Origin of the sequence: Kocuria sp. CPCC 205258 (assembly GCF_040981005.1) — a bacterium.
Lineage (GTDB): Bacteria > Actinomycetota > Actinomycetes > Actinomycetales > Micrococcaceae > Kocuria > Kocuria rosea.
In genome coordinates this window covers 1-19,887 of sequence record NZ_JAVKPS010000020.1, presented here as the reverse complement: position 1 = coordinate 19,887, position 19,887 = coordinate 1, and the positions used below count along the sequence as shown (strand labels likewise).

General features: G+C 71.6%; 18 protein-coding genes. 7 read left to right on the top strand and 11 right to left on the bottom strand.

Annotated elements, in window-relative coordinates; translation table 11 throughout:
- On the bottom strand, nucleotides 1–413 hold a 413-nt coding region (locus RF644_RS18465), incomplete at its 3' end, for an FAD-dependent oxidoreductase (RefSeq protein ID WP_368797631.1).
- Nucleotides 414–768: 355 nt separating this feature from the next.
- Here RF644_RS18465 and RF644_RS18460 point away from each other — a divergent pair.
- From RF644_RS18460 to RF644_RS18440, 5 genes are all read left to right on the top strand, one after another.
- Nucleotides 769–1,131, top strand: coding sequence for a bifunctional 3-phenylpropionate/cinnamic acid dioxygenase ferredoxin subunit (locus tag RF644_RS18460; protein ID WP_368797630.1), 363 nt, complete (start codon nucleotides 769–771; stop codon nucleotides 1,129–1,131).
- Between the two features lie 47 nt (nucleotides 1,132–1,178).
- Nucleotides 1,179–3,647 (top strand): FAD-dependent oxidoreductase, encoded by a 2,469-nt coding sequence (locus RF644_RS18455; protein WP_368797629.1) that lies wholly within the window; start codon nucleotides 1,179–1,181, stop codon nucleotides 3,645–3,647.
- Nucleotides 3,648–3,779: 132 nt separating this feature from the next.
- A complete protein-coding gene (locus RF644_RS18450) occupies nucleotides 3,780–4,943 on the top strand; it encodes an S-(hydroxymethyl)mycothiol dehydrogenase (RefSeq protein ID WP_368797628.1) in 1,164 nt (387 codons plus the stop codon).
- A complete protein-coding gene (locus RF644_RS18445; protein WP_368797627.1) occupies nucleotides 4,940–5,620 on the top strand; it encodes an MBL fold metallo-hydrolase in 681 nt (226 codons plus the stop codon). The genes RF644_RS18450 and RF644_RS18445 overlap by 4 nt, the downstream gene beginning before the upstream one ends.
- Nucleotides 5,621–5,935: 315 nt before the next feature.
- Entirely contained in the window at nucleotides 5,936–6,526 is a 591-nt protein-coding gene (locus tag RF644_RS18440) for a maleylpyruvate isomerase family mycothiol-dependent enzyme (RefSeq protein WP_368797626.1), read from the top strand.
- Between the two features lie 127 nt (nucleotides 6,527–6,653).
- Here RF644_RS18440 and purU (RF644_RS18435) read toward each other — a convergent pair whose 3' ends face one another.
- The 7 genes from purU (RF644_RS18435) to glyA are packed head-to-tail and all read right to left on the bottom strand — an operon-like array spanning nucleotide 6,654 to nucleotide 15,348.
- The gene (gene purU, locus RF644_RS18435) at nucleotides 6,654–7,526 is read right to left on the bottom strand and encodes a formyltetrahydrofolate deformylase (RefSeq protein ID WP_368797632.1); all 873 of its coding nucleotides are present in this window, start codon (nucleotides 7,524–7,526) and stop codon (nucleotides 6,654–6,656) included.
- A gap of 22 nt (nucleotides 7,527–7,548) precedes the next feature.
- Nucleotides 7,549–8,952: an L-serine ammonia-lyase gene (locus tag RF644_RS18430; protein WP_368797625.1), complete on the bottom strand. Its 1,404-nt coding sequence runs from the start codon at nucleotides 8,950–8,952 to the stop codon at nucleotides 7,549–7,551.
- The gene (locus tag RF644_RS18425; protein ID WP_368797624.1) at nucleotides 8,952–9,629 is read right to left on the bottom strand and encodes a sarcosine oxidase subunit gamma; all 678 of its coding nucleotides are present in this window, start codon (nucleotides 9,627–9,629) and stop codon (nucleotides 8,952–8,954) included. The genes RF644_RS18430 and RF644_RS18425 overlap by 1 nt, the downstream gene beginning before the upstream one ends.
- Nucleotides 9,622–12,537 carry a sarcosine oxidase subunit alpha family protein gene (locus RF644_RS18420; protein ID WP_368797623.1) on the bottom strand — a complete coding sequence of 972 codons (2,916 nt, stop codon included), beginning with the start codon at nucleotides 12,535–12,537 and terminating at the stop codon, nucleotides 9,622–9,624. The genes RF644_RS18425 and RF644_RS18420 overlap by 8 nt, the downstream gene beginning before the upstream one ends.
- Complete coding sequence (locus RF644_RS18415; RefSeq protein ID WP_133409846.1) at nucleotides 12,534–12,821, bottom strand: sarcosine oxidase subunit delta; 288 nt, start codon at nucleotides 12,819–12,821, stop codon at nucleotides 12,534–12,536. Before RF644_RS18415 ends, RF644_RS18420 begins: the two co-directional genes overlap by 4 nt.
- Nucleotides 12,822–12,835: 14 nt before the next feature.
- Nucleotides 12,836–14,053, bottom strand: coding sequence for a sarcosine oxidase subunit beta family protein (locus tag RF644_RS18410; RefSeq protein WP_368797622.1), 1,218 nt, complete (start codon nucleotides 14,051–14,053; stop codon nucleotides 12,836–12,838).
- Nucleotides 14,053–15,348 carry a serine hydroxymethyltransferase gene (gene glyA, locus RF644_RS18405; RefSeq protein ID WP_368797621.1) on the bottom strand — a complete coding sequence of 432 codons (1,296 nt, stop codon included), beginning with the start codon at nucleotides 15,346–15,348 and terminating at the stop codon, nucleotides 14,053–14,055. The genes RF644_RS18410 and glyA overlap by 1 nt, the downstream gene beginning before the upstream one ends.
- A gap of 165 nt (nucleotides 15,349–15,513) precedes the next feature.
- On the opposite strand from glyA, the gene RF644_RS18400 reads away from it, so the two are divergent.
- Entirely contained in the window at nucleotides 15,514–16,185 is a 672-nt protein-coding gene (locus RF644_RS18400) for a GntR family transcriptional regulator (RefSeq protein WP_368797620.1), read from the top strand.
- A gap of 181 nt (nucleotides 16,186–16,366) precedes the next feature.
- Nucleotides 16,367–17,032 (top strand): GntR family transcriptional regulator, encoded by a 666-nt coding sequence (locus RF644_RS18395; protein ID WP_368797619.1) that lies wholly within the window; start codon nucleotides 16,367–16,369, stop codon nucleotides 17,030–17,032.
- A gap of 55 nt (nucleotides 17,033–17,087) precedes the next feature.
- Here RF644_RS18395 and RF644_RS18390 read toward each other — a convergent pair whose 3' ends face one another.
- The 3 genes from RF644_RS18390 to purU (RF644_RS18380) form a co-directional block, all read right to left on the bottom strand.
- Entirely contained in the window at nucleotides 17,088–17,981 is an 894-nt protein-coding gene (locus RF644_RS18390) for a bifunctional 5,10-methylenetetrahydrofolate dehydrogenase/5,10-methenyltetrahydrofolate cyclohydrolase (RefSeq protein WP_368797618.1), read from the bottom strand.
- Nucleotides 17,978–18,601 carry a cyclodeaminase/cyclohydrolase family protein gene (locus RF644_RS18385; protein WP_368797617.1) on the bottom strand — a complete coding sequence of 208 codons (624 nt, stop codon included), beginning with the start codon at nucleotides 18,599–18,601 and terminating at the stop codon, nucleotides 17,978–17,980. Before RF644_RS18385 ends, RF644_RS18390 begins: the two co-directional genes overlap by 4 nt.
- 125 nt (nucleotides 18,602–18,726) lie before the next feature.
- Nucleotides 18,727–19,647, bottom strand: coding sequence for a formyltetrahydrofolate deformylase (gene purU / locus RF644_RS18380; RefSeq protein ID WP_368797616.1), 921 nt, complete (start codon nucleotides 19,645–19,647; stop codon nucleotides 18,727–18,729).
- Nucleotides 19,648–19,887 lie beyond the last annotated feature (240 nt).

Sequence of the window (19,887 nt, the reverse complement as noted above, 5' to 3'; positions counted from 1 at the left end):
CGCACGAGCTCGCGCAGCTTCTGCGCGTCGGCGATGGTGCGCAGGGTCACCACGTTGTCCGCGCCCGCGATGGGGGGCAGGGTCCGGGGCGAGGCGCCGGTGGCGATGACCAGGGCCGGTGCGTGCACGGTGGTCCCGTCGGCCAGGTGCACCAGGCGGGTGGCCGGGTCGAAGGACACCGCCGGGGTCCCGAGGATCCATTCCGCGTCCAGGGCCTCGGTGTCGGTCTCCAGGGCGAGGTCGGCGGCCTCGATCCGGCCGGCGAGGAAGTCCTTGGACAGCGGTGGGCGGTCGTAGGGGCGCTGGGGATCATCACCGATGATCACCACCCGCCCGGCGAACCCGAGGTTGCGCGCGGCCCGGGCGGCCGACAGGCCGGCCAGGGACGCCCCGACAATGACGAGGGACTCCATGAAGGGACCCCTTTCAGGAGACAGACAACGGATGACCCGGAACCACGACGAGGAGCAGAAGCTGAGATCCTGAGCTGCTTCGCAAGTCATGCAACACGGTTCGTAATGTGAGACCAAGCGTGAGCGCCCTCACGGGGCCCGTCAAGAGGTTCCGGCAATACGACTCGGGAAATTTACATTGCGTCGGCCTGTGGGCCCGGTCACCATCCGGTTTGGGCCGATCTCTTGACAGTGCCCCGCGGAGGTCTTCACGATGTTGCGTAATGCAACGCTTGTTGCTCATGGTGAGCCGCCCAGGCCGGTGAGAGACCTCCGGTACGGCAGGCCCGTCCTCCTCAGGAAAGGATCCGATCCGATGCACAAGGCCTGTCCCCTCAAGGACCTCGCACCCGGTGACGCCCTGCGCCTCGACACCGTCCCGCCCATCGCCGTGTTCCACACGGAGGAGGGCGAGCTGTTCGCCCTCGACGACACCTGCACCCACCAGGACGCATCGCTCGCCGACGGCTGGGTGGAGGGGTGCGAGGTGGAGTGCCCCCTGCACGCGTCCAAGTTCAACCTGCGCACCGGCGCGGTGGACGCCCCGCCGGCCAAGCTGCCGGTCCGGGCCCACGAGGTGAGCGTCGTGGACGGCATCATCATGGTCGAGGAGTCGTCCGAAGCGCCGAACCTGCCGCCCGGTCTCACCGTCAACGGCCACGAGTCCCAGCCGAGCTGAGCCCGGCCGATCCCCGCACGACACCCGCAGGTCAGGAGAACCGCCCCATGAGCACCACCCCTCGCGTCGTCATCATCGGCGCCGGCATCGTCGGCACCAACCTTGCCGACGAGCTCGTCCAGCGCGGCTGGACCGACGTCACCGTCCTCGAGCAGGGCCCGCTGCCGCTTCCCGGCGGCTCGACGTCCCACGCGCCCGGACTCGTCTACCAGACGAACCCGTCACGGACGATGACCCACCTCGCGCGGTACACCGTGGAGAAGCTCGTGTCCCTGGGCTGCTTCAACCAGGTCGGCGGCCTCGAGGTGGCCACCACGCCGGCGCGGCTGGAGGAGCTCAAGCGCAAGGTGGGCTACGCGACGTCGTGGGGGATCGAGGGCCGGCTGCTCACTCCCGAGGAGGTGCTCGCGCAGCACCCCCTGGTCAACCCCGAGATGGTGCTGGGCGGCTACCACGTGCCGACGGACGGGCTCGCCCTGGCGGCCAAGGCGGTGCAGGTGCTCATCGAGCGCACCACCCGCGCCGGCGTGACCTACTGCGCGGAGACGACCGTCACCGGCATCGAGCGGTCGAACGGCCGCGTGACCGGCGTGACCACGTCCGACGGAACCGTGCCGGCGGACATCGTCGTCTCCTGCGCCGGATTCTGGGGGCCCGCGATCGGCGAGATGGCCGGCATGCCGTGCCCCATCCAGCCGCTGGCCCACCAGTACGTCTTCACCTCCGCGGTCCCGGAGCTGGTCGGCAAGCACGACGCCCCGAACGGCGCGACCCTGCCGATCCTCCGGCACCAGGACGCGGACCTCTACTACCGGGAGTGGGGGGACCGGATCGGCATCGGCTCCTACGCGCACCGCCCGATGCCGGTGGATCTGTCCGACCTGCCGCACTACGCGCCCCGCGACATCGCCCACGACCGGATGCCCTCCCGCCTGGACTTCACGCCCGAGGACTTCACCGAGCAGTGGGCCGAGAGCCGGCGCTTCCTCCCCAGCCTGCGCGGCAGCGAGGTGGCCGAGGGCTTCAACGGGATCTTCTCCTTCACCCCGGACGGGGGCCCGCTCATCGGCGAGTCCCCGGACCTCGCCGGGTTCTGGGTGGCGGAGGCCGTGTGGGTCACCCACTCCTCGGGCGTGGCCAAGGCCGTGGCCGAGCTGCTGGTGGACGGCACCCCGGAGACGGACCTGCACGGCTGCGAGGCCACCAGGTTCGACGACGTGCAGCTCTCCCCGGAGTACGTCGAGGAGACGGGCAAGCAGAACTTCGTGGAGATCTACGACGTCCTCCACCCCCTCCAGCCACGGGAGTCGCCGCGCAACCTGCGGGTCAGCCCGTTCTATCCCCGGGAGCTGGAGCTCGGCGCGTTCTTCCTGGAGAGCCACGGGTGGGAGCGCCCGCACTGGTACGAGTCCAACGCCGCGCTCCTGGAGCAGCTGCCCGAGGAGTGGCGCGAGCCGGAGCGCGAGCCGTGGGCGGCCCGGTTCCACTCGCCGATCGCGGCGGTCGAGGCCTGGAAGACCCGCACCGCCGTGGCGATGTACGACATGACCCCGCTCAAGCGCGTGACGGTCGAAGGGCCCGGGGCCGCCGCTCTGCTGCAGCGGCTCACCACCGGCAACATCCTGCGCAAGCCGGGCGCCGTGACGTACTGCCTCCTGCTGGACGAGAAGGCCGGGATCCGCAGCGACATCACCGTGGCCCGGCTCAGCGAGAACCTGTTCCAGGCCGGCATCAACAGCAGCGTCGACGTGGCGTACCTGTCCGCCGAGGCGACCCGGCAGAGCGCCGAGGACCCCACCGCCTGGGCCCTGGTCCGGGACACCACCGCCGAGACGTGCTGCATCGGGCTGTGGGGGCCGAAGGCCCGGGAGGTCATGGCGAAGGTCTCCCGTGACGACCTGTCCAACGACGGCCTGAAGTACTTCCGCACCAAGCAGATCCGGGTGGGCAGCCTGCGGGTCACCGCGATGCGCCTCTCCTACGTGGGCGAGCTCGGGTGGGAGCTGTACACCACCGCCGACCAGGGTCTGCGGCTGTGGGACCTGCTGCACGAGGCGGGCCAGGAGTTCGGCATCGTCCCCGCGGGGCGCGCCGCCTTCAACAGCCTGCGCGTGGAGAAGGGCTACCGCTCCTGGGGCACCGACATGACCACCGAGCACACCGCGGTGGAGGCGGGACTGGACTTCGCCGTCAAGAAGGACAAGGGCGAGTTCGTGGGCTCGGCGGCCGTGGCCTCCGGCGGCCAGGTGCGGCGCCGGCTGCGCTGCCTGACGATCGACGACGGCCGCTCCGTGGTCCTGGGCAAGGAGCCCGTGTACGTGGACGGCGCCGCCGCCGGCTACGTCACCAGCGCCGTCTTCGGCCACACCGTGGGACGCCCGGTCGCCTACGCCTGGCTCCCGCCGGAGCTCTCCGAGGGGGACGGCGTCGAGATCGAGTACCTCGGCGAGCGCGTCCCCGCCACGGTCAGCGCCGAGCCGCTCGTGGACCCCGGCATGGAGCGCATCCGCGGCTGAGGTGTCTGCCGCCGCGGCCTGGCGTGCGCCGCTCCGGCCGCGGCTCTTCGTCCCGACCTCGGGACTTCCCAGTACGACTTCTGCGAGCGAGCACCGTTTCCGGTGCCGACGACGACGAAAGGCAGTTCCAGCATGCACAAGGTCAAAGGCGTGGTGTCGAAGGGCAAGAACCAGCCCGTGAGTGTGGAGACCATTCTGGTCCCGGACCCGGGACCGGGCGAGGCACTGGTGGACGTGCTCACCTGCGGGGTGTGCCAGACGGACCACCACTACGTCGAGGGCGGGGTGGGCGACGACTTCCCGTTCCTGCTCGGCCACGAGTCCTCGGGCGTGGTGTCCGCGGTCGGGGAGGGGGTGACGGAGGTCGCCGTGGGCGACCACGTGATCCTGAACTGGCGGGCGGTGTGCGGGGAGTGCCGGGCCTGTCGCAGGGGCGAGCCCTGGTACTGCTTCGCCACCCACAACGCCACCCAGAAGATGACGCTCGAGGACGGCACCCCGCTGACCCCGGCGCTGGGCATCGGGTCGTTCGCCGAGAAGACCCTGGTGGCCGCCGGGCAGTGCACCAAGATCGAGGCGGACCTCGAACCGCACCAGTACGCGGCCGTCGGGCTGCTCGGGTGCGGCGTGATGGCCGGCATCGGCGCGGTGCTCAACACCGGCGCCGTGAAGCGCGGGGAGTCCGTGGCCGTGATCGGTTGCGGTGGGGTCGGGGCGGCCGCGATCGCCGGTGCCGCACTGGCCGGGGCCACCACGATCGTGGCCGTGGACCTCGACGACGAGAAGCTTGCCACCGCGGAGAATTTCGGCGCCACCCACGTGGTCAACTCGAAGGAGCAGGACCCCGTGGCGGCGATCCGGGCGCTCACGGGCGGCAACGGCGCCGACCTGGTGATCGACGCCGTGGGCATCGCCCCCACCTTCAAGCAGGCGTTCGAGGCCCGTGACCTGGCCGGCCGGATGGTATTGGTCGGGGTGCCTGCCCCCGGCACCACGTGGGAGATCCCGCTGGACGAGGTCTTCGGCCGCGGCGGGTCCATCAAGTCCGCCTGGTACGGCGACACCCTCCCCTCCAGGGACTTCCCGATGCTGGTGGACCAGTACCGGCTCGGCCGGCTGGACCTCGACGGGTTCGTCACCGAGCGCATCGGCCTGGACGACGTCGAGGAGGCCTTCGCGAAGATGAAAGCCGGCACCGTCCTGCGCTCCGTCGTGGAGCTGGACCGCTCGGCGACCGGCGCGGAGGAGCGCGGCCTGGAGACCGGCGCGGCCGCCCCGGCCGGAGCGGCCCGATGACCGCGCGGCAGGCCGCCGCGCCGCGCACGGACGCCTCGGGCCGGGTCCGGGTGGAGCACCTGGTGACCTCGGGGACGTTCTCCCTTGACGGGGGTACCTGGGAGGTCGAGAACAACGTGTGGATCGTGGGCGACGACGAGCAGTGCGTGGTCATCGACCCGGCCCACGCCCCGCAGAAGGTCGTGGACGCCGTTGGCGGCCGGGCGGTGGCGGCCATCCTGCTCACCCACGGCCACGACGACCACATCCGCGCCGTCGCGGAGGTCGCCGAGGAGCTGCGGGCACCGGTGTACCTCCACCCGGACGACACGATGCTCTGGGAGCAGGTCCACCCGACCCGTCGCTTCGACCGCATCATCCGTGACGGTGACGTCTACACGGTGGGCGGGGTGCGCCTCACCGCGCTGCACACCCCGGGCCACTCGCCCGGCTCGGTGTGCTTCTCCGCGCCGGACCTGGGCGAGGGCGGGGTGCTGTTCTCCGGGGACACCCTCTTCCAGGGCGGTCCCGGCGCCACCGGCCGCTCGTACTCGGACTTCCCCACGATCGTCGACTCCATCCGGGACCGGCTGCTCACGCTGCCGGAGTCCACGGAGGTCCTCACCGGTCACGGGGACACCACCACGATCGGGGCCGAAGCCCCCCACCTGCAGGAGTGGATCGACCGCGGCCACTGAGCCGGGAGGCGACGAGCCGGGCGACGTCTCGCAGCACAAGGCCCCTGATCCCCCGGAGGCGAAGCGCCCCGGGGGATCAGGGGTTCCGTCCCGGCTCACGCGCTGGTGGGTACGGGAGCCCGAGGAACGCGCCGGCCCCGAGCGCGGCGATGTGACCGGCGGGGGCCACTGCGGGACCAGCGCGTCACGCGTGACATCGTGATGGCCTTCCTGCGAGTCGGGCCGCAGACTGTGAGGGCGGTGCTGCGCCGAGGAGCGCCGTCCGCGGCGCGGCCGACGATCCGCTCGGCAGCAGGACACCCGAAGGGGAACCTCATGGACGTGCACGCCCTCGTCTCAGACACCCTCATCCGCATCGCCGACAGCCTGGAGGACCAGCCGGAGGCGGTGTGGGACCAGCCGTCCCTGTGCACGGGCTGGCGCGTGCGTGAGGTCGTCGCGCATGTCACGATGCCCGCCCGCATGGGCAAGGACCAATTCGCCCAGCAGTTGGCGGCCATGGGCGGGGACTTCCAGCGGCTCTCCGACCATGTGGCGCAGCGCGACGGATCCCTGCCCGTCGGCGAGCACCTGGCGAACCTGCGCTCGGCCCGGCTGGCCGCGTGGGAACCGCCTGGTGGAGAAGCCATGGGTGCGCTCCACCACGCGGTCGTGCACGGCCTGGACATCACTAACGCGGTCGGGCTGGACCGTGCCTGCTCCGACGAGGCGGCGCTCGTGGTCCTGGACGGCCTGACCGACGGCGGCACCGCGCAGTTCTTCGGCACCGATCTCGCAGGGATGCATCTGGTGGCCGGCGACCTCGACTGGTCGTGGGGCGAGGGCAGGACCGTCGCCGCACGGGCAGGCGAACTCATCTCGCTGATCTGTCACCGAGAGCTGCCGGACGGACGCAACCTCCGCTAGTGCGCGTGCGACTGGGCAGCCGGTTTCGGGGCGGGCCGGGACGGCGTGCCCCAGGACCACGCCTCAGCCGTCGGACTCCCGGCCGGCCTGCTCGGGGCCGCCCGCTCCGTGCAGGCCGGCCAGCGGCTCAGCGCAGGACGACCGTGCGGTTGCCGTGCAGAATGACCCGGCCCTCGCAGTGCCACTTCACCGCGTTGGACAGGGCCTTGCACTCGGTGTCCCGGCCCGCCGCCACGAGGTCCTCCGGGCCATAGGTGTGGTCCACGTCCACGAGCTGCTGGGCGATGATCGGGCCCTCGTCCAGCTCGGCGTTGACGTAGTGCGCCGTGGCGCCCACGGTCTTCACCCCGCGGTCGTAGGCCTGGTGGTACGGCTTGGCCCCCTTGAAGCTGGGCAGGAACGAGTGGTGGATGTTGATCACCCGTCCCTCCATCCGGGTGGCCAGCGAGTCGCTGAGCACCTGCATGTAGCGCGCCAGGACCACGAGGTCCACCTCGAACCGGTCCACGAGCTCCAGCAGGCGGGCCTCCGCCTGGGGCTTGGTGTCCCGGGTGACGGGCACGTGGTAGAACGGGATGCCGTGCCACTCGACGAGGCGCTGGTGGTCCCGGTGGTTGGAGACCACCGCGACGATGTCCACGGGCAGGTCCCCGGTCCGGGCGCGGAAGAGCAGGTCGTTGAGGCAGTGGCCGAACTTGGAGACCATCACCAGCACGCGCCGCTTCGCCCCGTGCTCGCTGAGCTCCCAGCGCATGTCGAAGCGCTCGGCCACCGGGGCCAGGTCCGTCCGGAGGGCCTCGGGGTCGAGGCCGTCGCCCGTGGCCGAGGCGACGTGCACGCGCATGAAGAAGTGGCCGAGCCGCCGGTCGTCGAACTGGGTGAGCTCGACGATGTTGCAGCCGTGCTCCAGGAGCACACCGCTGACGGCGTGCACGATCCCCGGTCTCTCGGGGCAGTCGAGGGTCAGCACCAGCTCCGTCGTGGCAGGGGCCGTGGACACGGCCTGCGGCTGCGTGAGCTGCTCAGCATTCGATGACGTTGACGGCCAGTCCACCACGGGAGGTCTCCTTGTACTTGATCTTCATGTCGTTGCCGGTCTCGCGCATGGTCTTGATGACCTGGTCGAGCGAGACCGTGTGCTCGCCGTCGCCCTGGAGGGCGAGACGCGCGGCGTTGATAGCCTTGACGGAGGCGATCGCGTTGCGCTCGATGCACGGGATCTGCACGAGCCCGCCCACCGGATCGCAGGTCAGCCCGAGGTTGTGCTCCATGCCGACCTCGGCGGCGTTCTCGACCTGCTCCGGGGTGCCGCCCAGCACCGCGCACAGGCCCGCGGCGGCCATGGAGCAGGCCGAGCCCACCTCGCCCTGGCAGCCCATCTCCGCGCCGGAGATGGAGGCGTTCTCCTTGATGAGGATGCCGACGGCGGCCGCCGTCAGCAGGAACTCCACCACCCCGTCCTCGTCCGCCCCGGCGATGAACCGGGCGTAGTAGTGCAGCACGGCGGGGATGATGCCCGCCGCCCCGTTGGTCGGGGCGGTGACGATCCGCCCGCCGGAGGCGTTCTCCTCGTTGACCGCCAGGGCGTAGAGGTTGATCCACTCCATGGCCTGCAGCGGATCGGACGCCGGCCGGACGGCACACGCCTCGGCGGCGGCCTCGGCCTCCCGGAGCCGCGCCCGCAGGCCCGGCGCCCGGCGGCGGACCTTCAGCCCACCGGGCAGCCGGGCCTCCGTGCGGGTGCACCCGTTCTCCACACACTCCTGCATGACGCCCCAGATGTGCAGCAGGCTCGACCGGAGCTGCTCCTCGCTGCGCCAGGACAGCTCGTTGGCGAGCATGATCCCCGCGATCGACGTCTGCTCGCGCCGGCAGTGCTCCAGGAGCTGCCGGCCGCTGGTGAACGGGTACGGCACCTCCGTGGTGTCCTGGACGACGCGGTCCGCCCCGGACGCGTCACCGTCCACCACGAACCCGCCGCCCACCGAGTAGTAGGTGCGCTCCCGCACCGGCTCGCCGTCCGCCCCGTACGCGTGGAACGTCATGCCGTTGGGGTGCGCCGGCAACGACTTGCGCCGGTGCATCACGACGTCCCCGGCCCGGTCGAAGGGGATCGGGCGGACCCCTGCCAGGCACAGCTGACCGCGGTCCGTGCTCGCCTGGACCTGGGCGTCGGCGGTGTCGGTGTCCACGGTCTCCGGGTCCTCGCCCTGCAGCCCCAGGATCACGGCCTTGTCCGAACCGTGACCGTGCCCGGTCGCGCCCAGGGAGCCGAACAGCTCGGCCCGGACCCGGGAGACCGCGTCGAGGAGGCCGTCACCGGCCAGCCCCTCCGTGAACAGCCGGGCGGCGCGCATCGGGCCCACCGTGTGGGACGAGGAGGGCCCGATGCCGACGGAGAACAGGTCCAGGACGGACAGCGCCATCAGGGCACCTCGGGGGAGGCGAACTCCGTCATGGCGTCCAGCAGCCACCGGGCGGTGTACTCGGCGAAGGAGGCCCGCGGCATGATCCGCCAGGTCAGCTCCGCGGTCCGCCACAGCAGCACCTGCACCGGGCCCAGGGTCGTGGCCACGGCGGTGCCGACCGCGAAGGCCCGCGGGTGCAGGTCCAGGTGGCAGCTCTTCTCGAGCACCGCGCGGGCCGAGGGCCCGGACAGCTCGAGCGTGGTGCGGTTGGCGGACAGGTCCACGGCCTGACCGGGCTCGGTGCCGAGGGCCCGGGCCAGTCCGGCGGCGGTGCCCGCGTCGTCGGTGCCCGCCGCTCGGAGGTCGCTCCCCGCATGGCCGATCTCCGCGGGCCCCGCGCCCTCGGGGCCGACGAGCAGGAACTCGTCGGGGCCGATCCACAGGATCGCCGTGGCCCCGGCGGTGCCGGTGACCCGGCCGTGGCCGGTCGGCAGGGGCATCCCGGCCGCGGCGGCGACCGCCTCGGCGGCCGGAGTGCCGGGCGCCACCCGGATCCCGACCATGGTCAGGAAGGGGATCTCGCGCAGGGCCACGCCCCGCTCGCCCGTCACGGTCTGCTCGTGCATCTGCTGCGCGAGGTGGGCGAGGGGACTGCGGCGCAGGGTGGTGGTGTCGGTCAGGAGCTGCTCAGCCATCACGGCGGTTCCCTTCGGGGTCGTAGAGCACGGGTTCTGCGATGACGACGTCCACGAGCCGGCCGTCGAGCGGGGCCTGGAGCGTCTCACCGATGCGGTTGCGGCCGTTCTCGACCAGGGCGAGCCCGAAGGTCCGCTCGAGGGCGGCGCTGCGGTAGCTCGAGGTGACGTGCCCGACCATCGGGACCGGCCCCTGCTCCGGGGTGATGGGGGTGCCGTGGTCGACCAGCTGGGCACCCTCCGGCAGCCGGAACGTCCGGTCCACCGGCAGGACCGCGACCAGCTGCTTGCGGTCGGGGCTGGTGGCGGACGGGCGGTCGTAGGAGCGCCTGCCGATGAAGTCCTTGGTCTTGGACACCACCCAGTCCATCCCCAGGTCCTGCGGGGTGACGGTGCCGTCGGTGTCCTGGCCCACGATGGGGAAGGCCTTCTCCGCGCGCAGCACGTGCATGGTCTCGGTGCCGTACGGGGTGATGCCGAACTCGGCGCCGGCCTCCGCGACGGACTCCCAGACCGACAGGCCGTACCAGGAGGAGACGTTGATCTCGAAGGCCAGCTCCCCGGAGAAGGAGATCCGGCAGACCCGCGCGGGGATCCCGGAGGCCAGGACGGTCTCGCGGAAGGCCATGAACGGGAACGCCTCGTTGGACACGTCCAGCTCCGGGGCGAGCTTCTCGATGACGGCCCGGGACTTCGGGCCGACGACGGCCACGGTGGTGTACTGCTCGGTGACCGAGGTGAACACCACGTCCAGCTCCGGCCACTCGGTCTGGGACCACTCCTCGAGCCACTCCAGGACCTTGGCCGCCCCACCGGTGGTGGTCGTCATGAAGTACCGGTCCTCGTCCAGGCGCAGGGTCACGCCGTCGTCGAAGACCATGCCGTCGGGGGTGCACATGACGCCGTAGCGGCCCATGCCGGGCTTGAGCTTCTTGAAGGCGTTGGTGTAGACGCGGTTGAGGAACTCCCCGGCATCCTTGCCCCGGATCTCGATCTTGCCCAGGGTGGTGGCGTCCATGAAGCCGACACCCGTCCGCACGGCGGCGCACTCGCGCAGCACGGCGGCGTCCATGTCCTCCCCGTCCTGGGGGTAGTACCAGGGTCGCTTCCACTGCCCCACGTCCTCGAACAGGGCCCCGTGGGCCACGTGCCAGGGGTGGATCGAGGTCAGCCGCGCCGGGTCGAACAGCTCGCCGCGCCGTCGTCCGGCCAGGGCCGTGAAGGCCACCGGGGTGTAGGGGGCGCGGTAGGTGGTGGTGCCGATGCCCCCGACGTCGGTGCTCTTCAAGGCCGCGGCGATGACGCCGATGGCGTTGACCCCGGAGGTCTTGCCCTGGTCGTTGGCGGTGGAGATGGAGGTGTAGCGCTTGACGTGCTCGACGCTGCGCATGCCGGCGCCGGTCGAGCGCAGCACGTCGGCGACCGTCTGATCGCGCTGGAGGTCCACGAAGTGGTGGGCCCAGTCGGCGGACCCGCCCTCGAGACCGGGCACCAGCCACAGCTGCCGGACCGGCGAGGACTCGACGCTCTCCGCGTGCGGGGTCTCGGGCTGGGTCTCGAAGCCGGCCCGGCGGGCGGCCTCGGCGCCGGCGAGGGCGCCCTCGGTGAGGCACCACGCGAGGTCGGTGGTGCCGTTGACCGAGCCCGCGGTGTGCTGGTCCCGCACGGGGGCGGCCGGTACGAACGCCGCGAGGCGCTCGTCCCAGGTCAGCTTCCCCTGCCGCTGGCTGTGCAGGTGGACCACCGGGGTCCACCCGCCCGAGACGGCGAGTAGATCCGTGTCCACGGTCGTGGTGGGGCCGGCCGGCGTGTCTGACCCGTCGAGCTCGGCGACCGTGACGGCGCTGATCCGCCCGTGCTCGCCGTCGCCGGCGGTGTCCACCACGGCGCTGCCGGGGAACAGGCGCACCCCGGTGGTCGCGGCGATGTCGGCGGCCCGGCCGTGGAGCTCCGGGCGGGAGTCGACCACGGCCGCGACGCGCACTCCGGCGGCGACGAGGTCGGCCACCAGGTCGTAGGCGGAGTCGTTCGTGGTGGCCACCACCACCGACGTGCCGGCGGCCACCGCGTAGCGGTTGAGGTAGGTGCGCACCGCGCCGGCGAGCATGACGCCGGGGCGGTCGTTGTTGGCGAACACCACCGGCCGCTCGTGGGCGCCGGTGGCCAGCACGACCTGCTGCGCCCGCACGTGCCAGATCCGCTCCCGGGACACCCCGGCCCCGGGGGCCTCGGCGAGGTGGCCGGTGCGCCGCTGGACGGCGACGACGTAGTTGCTGTCGTAGTTGCCGAAGGCCGTGGTGCGGTGCAGGACCGTGACCTCCGGGGCCGCCACGAGGGCGGCGAGGGTCTCGGCCACCCAGGTGCGGGCGGGCAGGCCGTCGACGACGTCGTCGCGGCCCGACAGCAGGGAACCACCGGCCTGCGGCTGCTCGTCCATGAGGATGACCCTGGCCCCTGACTTCGCGGCCTCGCGGGCCGCGGCCAGCCCGGCGGGCCCGGCGCCGACGACGAGGACGTCGGTGTGCACGTGCTTGTGGTCGTAGACGGCCTCGTCCTTGCGGGGGTCGAGCTGTCCGAGACCGCGCAGGTAGGACGCCTGCAGACCCTCGGTCAGCTCGACCGTGGTGGCCGGGAGCATGGACTCGTCGACGTCGGCCTCCGTGCGCGCAGCGACCTTGACCAGGGCGTTGGGCTCCTCCACGCCGGCGGACACGATCCCGCGCGGACGGCCCAGGTACATCGAGTCGCCGCAGTGGATGCGCCCCGCGGCGAGCAGGGCCGAGGCCAGGGTGTCACCGGCGTACCCGGTGTGCTCCTGCCCGTCGACGGTGAAGCGCACCGGCTTCGTGCGGTCGATGCTGCCGGCGGCACTCTGCTGCGCCGGCAGGCGGTGGGTCTGAGCGCTCACTTGACGCCTCCGATCTCGGGCTTGGGCTCGCCCATCCTGTAGACGGCCTTGATCTCGTAGGTCACGGTGTCGCGGACGACGTTGAACCAGCGGCGGCAGCCGACGGCGTGGGCCCACCGCTCGGCGATCAGGCCCTTGGGGTTGTTGCGGTAGAAGAGGTACTCCGCCCACTCCTTGTCGGAGAGCTGGCTGGGGTCCTCGGGGTAGGGCACGTGGGCCTCCCCGCCGTACTGGTACTCGGTCTCGTCGCGGAGCCCGCAGTTGGGGCACTCGATCAGCAGCATGGTGGTCCGGCCTCCTAGTGGGCCACGGCGGCGGCGCCGTGCTCGTCGATGAGGACCCCGGTCTCGAACCGCTCCAGAGCGAAGGGCTCGTTGAGGGGGTGGGGCTCGTCGTTGGCGATGGTGTGGGCGAAGGAGTAGCCGGCTCCGGGAGTTCCCTTGAACCCGCCGGTTCCCCAGCCGCAGTTGACGTACATCTGGTCCACGGGCGTCTTGGAGACGATCGGCGAGGCGTCCAGGGTGACGTCGACGATGCCGCCCCAGGTCCGCAGCACGTGGGCGCGGGCGAAGATCGGGAAGAGCTCCACCGCGGCCGCCATCTGGTCCTCGATGACGTGGAAGGCGCCCCGCTGGCCGTAGCCGTTGTAGGCGTCCACGCCGGCGCCCATGACCAGCTCGCCCTTGTGGGCCTGGGAGACGTAGACGTGCACGTGGTTGGACATCACCACGGTCGGGTGCACGGGCTCGTGCAGCTCCGAGACCAGGGCCTGCAGCGGGTGGGACTGGATCGGCAGCCGGAACCCGGCGAGCTCCGCCAGGACGGAGCTGTGCCCGGCCCCGCAGAGGCCGACCTTGCCGGTGTTGATCCGCCCGCGGGACGTCTCCACGGCCACCACCCGGTCGCCGTCCTTGACGAAGCCGGTGACCTCGCAGTTCTGGATGATGTCCACGCCCATCTCGTCGCACTTGCGGGCGAACGCCCACGCCACGTGGTCGTGCTTGGCGATGCCCGCGCGCGGCTGGTAGGTCGCCCCCATCACCGGATAGCGGATGTCGTCGCCGATGTTGATGATCGGGCAGAGCTCCTTGACCTGGTCCGGGCTGATCCACTCCGCGTCGATGCCGTTGAGCTTGTTCGCGTTGACCCGGCGCACGGACTCGCGGACGTCGCCCAGGGTGTGGGCCAGGTTCATCACTCCGCGCTGGGAGAAGAGGAAGTCGTACTCCAGCTCCTCGGGCAGGATCTCCCAGAGCTTCAGGGAGTGCTCGTACATCGCCGCGGACTCGTCCCACAGGTAGTTGGAGCGGATGATCGTGGTGTTGCGTGCCATGTTCCCGCCGGCCAGCCAGCCCCGCTCCAGGACGGCGATGTTGGTCATGCCGTGGTTCTTGGCCAGGTAGTAGGCGGTCGCGAGCCCGTGCCCGCCGCCGCCGACGATCACGGCGTCGTAGGAGGACTTCGGGTCCGGGTTGTGCCACAGGAAGTCCGGGTGCTCCGGAAGCAGATCAGCCATCACCGGGCTCCGTTCAGGACAGGGGCGGACAGGCGCGGGTAGAGCGGGAAGGCCTCGGCCAGGGCCGTGACGCGGTCGCGCAGCTGCTCGACGAGGTCGTCGGTCGGCTCCTGGATCAGCGCCTGGGCGATGATGTCGGCGACCTCGGTGAACTCCTCGGCCCCGAAGCCGCGGGCGGCCAGGGCCGGCGTGCCGATGCGCAGCCCGGACGAGACCATCGGCGGGCGCGGGTCGAAGGGCACGGCGTTGCGGTTGACCGTGATCCCGATGCGGTGCAGCCGGTCCTCGCCCTGCTGGCCGTCGAGCTCGGAGTTCCGCAGGTCCACCAGGACCAGGTGCACGTCGGTGCCGCCGCTGACCAGGTTGATCCCGGTGGCCATGACGTCCGGGGACAGCAGCCGGGTGGCCAGGATCTTGGCGCCCTCCAGGGTGCGCACCTGGCGGTCGGTGAACTCCTCGGCCGCGGCGTGCTTGAAGGCCACGGCCTTGGCGGCGATCACGTGCTCGAGGGGTCCGCCCTGCTGACCGGGGAAGACGGCGGAGTTGATCTTCTTCGCGTGCTCCTGCTTGCACAGGATCACCCCGCCGCGCGGGCCGCCGAGCGTCTTGTGCGTCGTGGAGGTCACCACATCGGCGTGGGGCACCGGGTTGGGGTGCAGCCCGGCGGCGACGAGCCCGGCGAAGTGCGCCATGTCGACCATCAGGTACGCCCCGACCTCGTCGGCGATCGCACGGAACGCGGCGAAGTCCAGCTGCCTCGTGTAGGCGGACCAGCCGGCGATGATGAGCTGCGGGCGGTGCTCCCGGGCGAGCCGGGCGACCGCGTCCATGTCGACCCGGTGGTCGTCCTCGGAGACCCCGTAGGCGGCGACCTGGTAGAGCCTGCCGGAGAAGTTCAGCTTCATGCCGTGGGTGAGGTGCCCGCCGTGGGCGAGGTCCAGGCCGAGGATGGTGTCCCCGGGCTTGATCAGGGCGTGCATGGCCGCGGCGTTGGCCTGGGCTCCGGAGTGGGGCTGGACGTTGGCGTGCTCGGCGCCGAACAGCGCCTTGAGGCGGTCGATGGCCAGCTGCTCGATCACGTCGACGTGCTCGCAGCCGCCGTAGTAGCGCCGGCCGGGGTAGCCCTCGGCGTACTTGTTGGTCAGCACCGAGCCCTGCGCCTCCATCACCGACACGGGGGCGAAGTTCTCCGAGGCGATCATCTCCAGCGTGGTCTGCTGGCGGACCAGCTCCTGGTCGATGGCCGCCGCGATCTCGGGGTCGGCTTCGGCCAGGTGAGTGTTCAGATCGGGCATCCCTGAGCTCCTAAACGGATCGCATTCCATTGCTGATACGAGTTTGATATATCAGCTGTGCTCCAAAGGTATGCTAGGGGTCACAGGGTGTCAATGGATGACGGAACGCGTTCCGCCTCCGCGGCGTCGCCCTCGGTCCACCGGCCCCGATCCAGGAGGGAAGTCATGAACGCCACGACCATCACCGAGCACTGCCCAGAGGTTCCCGTGTCGCTGGCAGACCAGGCGTACGGGCGGTTGCGGGACCGCTTGACCATGCTCGAGATCCGGCCGGGCGCCATGATCCAGGACGCGCTCCTCGCCTCCGAGATGGGCATCGGCAGGACTCCGATCCGGGAGGCGCTCAAGCGGCTGGAGACGGACCACCTGGTGGTCTCCTACGCCCGGAGGGGGACGTTCGCCACGCAGGTGGACATCACGGCCCTGTCCGACGTCTCCGAGCTCCGCCGGCACCTCGAACCGCTCGCCGCGCACAAGGCCGCCCTGTCGGCTCCTCCGGCCGTGCGGCAGCAGATGCAGGACCTGGCCCGCACCCTCGAGGAACTCGCCTGCGGCGATGCGACGAACCGCACGTTCATGCGCGCGGACCTCGACGTGCACCGTCTGATCTACCGGGCCGCGGGCAACGACCACCTCGAGGAGACGCTGGTGCGGTTGGACAACCTCGCCACCCGCATCTGGTGCCTCGTGCTGGACCGGGTGCCCGGGGTCTCCGGGCACGTGCACGAGCACGTGCAGCTGCTGGAGGCGATCGCCGCCGGGCGCGCCGACGAGGCCGCCGATCTCGCCCTCGATCACGTCACCAGCTTCGAGCGGACCATGCGGGTCGTGCTGTGAACCCGTCCGGCCGCGGGCAGCCCCTCCGCCACGGCGACGGTTCCGAGGGCCCGGTGGGACAGCGGGCGCAGGAACCAGGCCGCATCCGGGGGGATGTGACGCTACGGTAGGGGAAAGGCCCTTCCAGGAGGAGTCCGCTCGCGGTGGCTCCCCGACGCCGACGGAAAGTGCACACCACGCCATGTCCACCATGCCCCTCCACGCCCAGGGCGAGCCGCTCTCCCTGGCCGACCAGGCGTTCCTGCAGCTGCAGGACCGGCTGATCTTCCTGGACATCCCCCCGGGAGCCCCGCTCAACGAGGGCCGCCTCTCGCAGGAGCTGCAGCTCGGGCGGACACCGCTGCGCGAGGCGCTCAAGCGACTCGAGTCCGAACACCTGGTGGTCACGTACTCCCGCCGCGGGACGTTCGCCACCACCGTGGACATCACCGCGCTGTCGGAGATCTCGCAGGTCCGTGAGGTGCTGGAGCCCCTCGCCACCCGGCTGGCGGCCGAACGGCGCGGCGGGGACTCCCGGTCCCAGCTGGAGGAGCTGCGCGACCTGCTGGCGGGTCCGGGCAACGAGGGGCTGCCCAAGGACGAGGCGCTGCGCTGGGACGTGCGCATCCACCGGGCGATCTACGCCGCGGCCGGCAACTCCCACCTGCAGGTCACCCTGGAGCGCTACAGCAACCTGGCCACCCGCATCTGGTGCGTGGTGGCGGACCGCATCCCCGAGCTGCAGGAGCACATCACCGTCCACAGCGCCCTGCTGAGTGCTGTCCTGGCGGGCGACGCCGAGGAGGCCGGCACGATCATGCTCCACCACGTCCAGGACTTCGAGACGCAGATCCGCCAGGTGCTCTGACTTCCGCGGGCACCGCTGGGCGTCGCCGGCGGAAGTCAGAGCACCGGTCCGGCGGTCAGAGCACGGCGCCCGTCGCGGGCGTCCGGGTGGCGGCCAGCGCGTCGCTGAGCCGCAGCGCCGCCTGCGTCGTGTGCAGCACGAGAAGAGCGGTCGTCACCGTGCCCACACCGCCGGGGACGGGCGTGAGGGCCGCCGCCACCTCGGTGGTCGAGACGGGCTCCACATCGCCGACCAGGTCGCCGTCGTCGAGGACGTTGGTGCCGACGTCGACGACCACCGCACCGGAACGGACGTGCTCCCCGGTGAGCAGGCCCGGCCGCCCCACCGCCGCGACGACGATCTCCGCCTCGGAGGTGTACCGCTCGAGCGGCCGGGAGCGGGAGTGGCAGACGGTGACGGTGGCGTCACGCCGCAGCAGCAGCTGCAGCAGCGGTTTGCCGACGACCGCTGAGCGACCCACCACCGAGACGTGCCGGCCGGCGAGGGGCACCTCGTAGTGCTCCAGGATCTCGACCACCGCGCGGGCCGTCGCGGGGGCGAAGGCATCCTGTCCCACGGTCAGGCGTCCCAGGCTCAGGGGGTTGGCCCCGTCGACGTCCTTGGCGGCGCTGATGCGGGACACCAGCCCGTCCCCGTCCACGCCCGGTGGCAGGGGCGTCTGCAGGATGATCCCGTGGACGTCCTCGTCCGCGCTGAGCAGTGCGAGCGTCGAGGCGAGCTCGTCCTCGCCGGCGTCCGCCCCGAGGTCGACGACCGTGCAGTGCACGCCCGCCCTGTCCGCAGCTCGCGCGATGGAGCGGACGTACCACAGGGTCGCCTCGTTGTCGGTGGCCACCACGACCGCCAGCCCGGGGACCACCCCGCGGTGGCGCAGCGTGGTGACGTTGTCCTCGGTCTCGGCCCGCAGCCGCTGTGCGACGGGCGCCCCGGTCAGCCGGCGCGCGGTCATGCCATCACCTTCTCGCGCACGCGGTCGGTCACGGACTGGGCGGACAGGACGGCGTCGTGGCCGTCCTGGAGGCCGTCCGTGAACTCCGCCCGGGTCCTCTCGTCCGTGATCGCGCTGATGTTCATGTCCAGCGTGATGAGGGCCGTGGCGATGGCCGCCCGGGCCGCCTCGGAGGCGGCGGCCACGTCGCTGATCACATTGGGGTTGCTGAACTCGGCCAGCTCCCGGCCCAGGTCGATCACCTCCGTCGCCAGGCCGATCAGCGCCCGCGGAGGTGCGGCCGCCGCGATCGTGGCCTGTTGGACGGCCTCGGAACGAGCGGCTCGGTCCTCCTCCGAGGCCGAGGGCAGGCGGTAGGCGGCGATCACGGCCGCGAAGGCCTTCTCGTCGTCGTCGGCCAGCTGCAGCGCCTCCGGGATGATGCCGTCGGCACGGGCGGCGATCCGGAGGGACCGCTCCTCGTGCTGGGCGTACCGCGCACCGGTGGTGTAGCGCGCCACCATGGCGATCAGGGCAGCTCCTTGGGCCGCGTGCAGCGCCGCGGCCGCCCCGCCCCCGGGCGTGGGCTCCCGGGAGGCCAGGCGCTCCAGGTAGTCGTTGAGGGTCTCCGAACCGATCATGGTCTGTTTCCTTCGGTGGGTGCTGCCGGACAGCGACGGATGCCGGTGGATCCGGCCGGTGCAGGGGAGGCTGCGGCCCCGAACCCGGTGGCGAAGCAGGATCGGGGCCGCAGGTACGGTGGGGCTCAGCGGAAGACGACGGTGCTGGTGCCCTCCAGGAGCACGCGGTGCTCGCAGTGCCAGCGGACCGCGCGGGAGAGGGCCAGCGCCTCGGCGTCCTGTCCCACGGTGGAGAGGGCCCGCGGGTCGTAGGTGTGGTCCACCCGGATGACCTCCTGCTCGATGATCGGTCCCTCGTCCAGGTCGGCCGTGACGTAGTGGGCGGTGGCGCCGACCAGCTTCACGCCCCGCTCGTAGGCCTGGTGGTAGGGACGGGCTCCCTTGAACCCCGGCAGGAAGGAGTGGTGGATGTTGATGGCCCGCCCCGCCAGCGCGCGGCACAGGTCGTCCGAGAGGATCTGCATGTAGCGCGCCAGCACCACGAGGTCGATGTCGTGCTCCTCGACCAGCTCCAGCAGACGCTGCTCCGCCGCCTCCTTGGTCGCCGGGGAGACGGGGACGTGGAGGAAGGGCAGGCCCGCCGCCTCGGCCATGGGGCGGAGATCCTCGTGGTTGGAGACCACCAGGGCGATCTCTCCCCCGAGACCGCCGGCCCGCCACCGGAAGATCAGGTCGTTGAGGCAGTGACCGCCCTTGGACACCATGACCAGCATGCGGGGCGGCGTCTGGTCGTGGAGGCGATAGCGCATGCCGAACCGGTCGGCGATGGCGGCGAAGTCCGTCTCCATCGTCTCGAGGCGCAGTTCGTCCGGGCCGGTGAACGCGGTGCGCAGATGGACGACGCCGTGCACGGGGTCGTCGAACTGCTGGTGCTCCTTGATGTTGGCTCCGTGGGCGAGGAGGAACTCCGTGACGGCGTGGACGATCCCCACCTGGTCCTGGCAGGTGATCGTCAGCACGAACTGGGGGAGTGTCCTCCCGCCGGGCGCCGCCGTGGGGGCCACGCTCGGCTGCGCGGAGGAGGGAAGGGTGTCTACGGCGGTCATGGAAGGCTCCTGCCTGGATGTGCGTCTACTGGGGATGGCTGACGTGCCGGTGGGCGGTGCGGTCCGACGTGGCCCTCCGGCCGGGCCCCGGCAGCCCGTGAGCTGCGGGGCCCGGCCCGGCGGACCGGCGCGTGCTCAGGCGCCCGTGGTGGGGACGACGTCGCCGATCTTGTCGGTGATCCAGTCGTGGAAGGCGCCGATGTGGTGTTCGGAGGGGACGAGGACCCCGCCGGTGGCGTA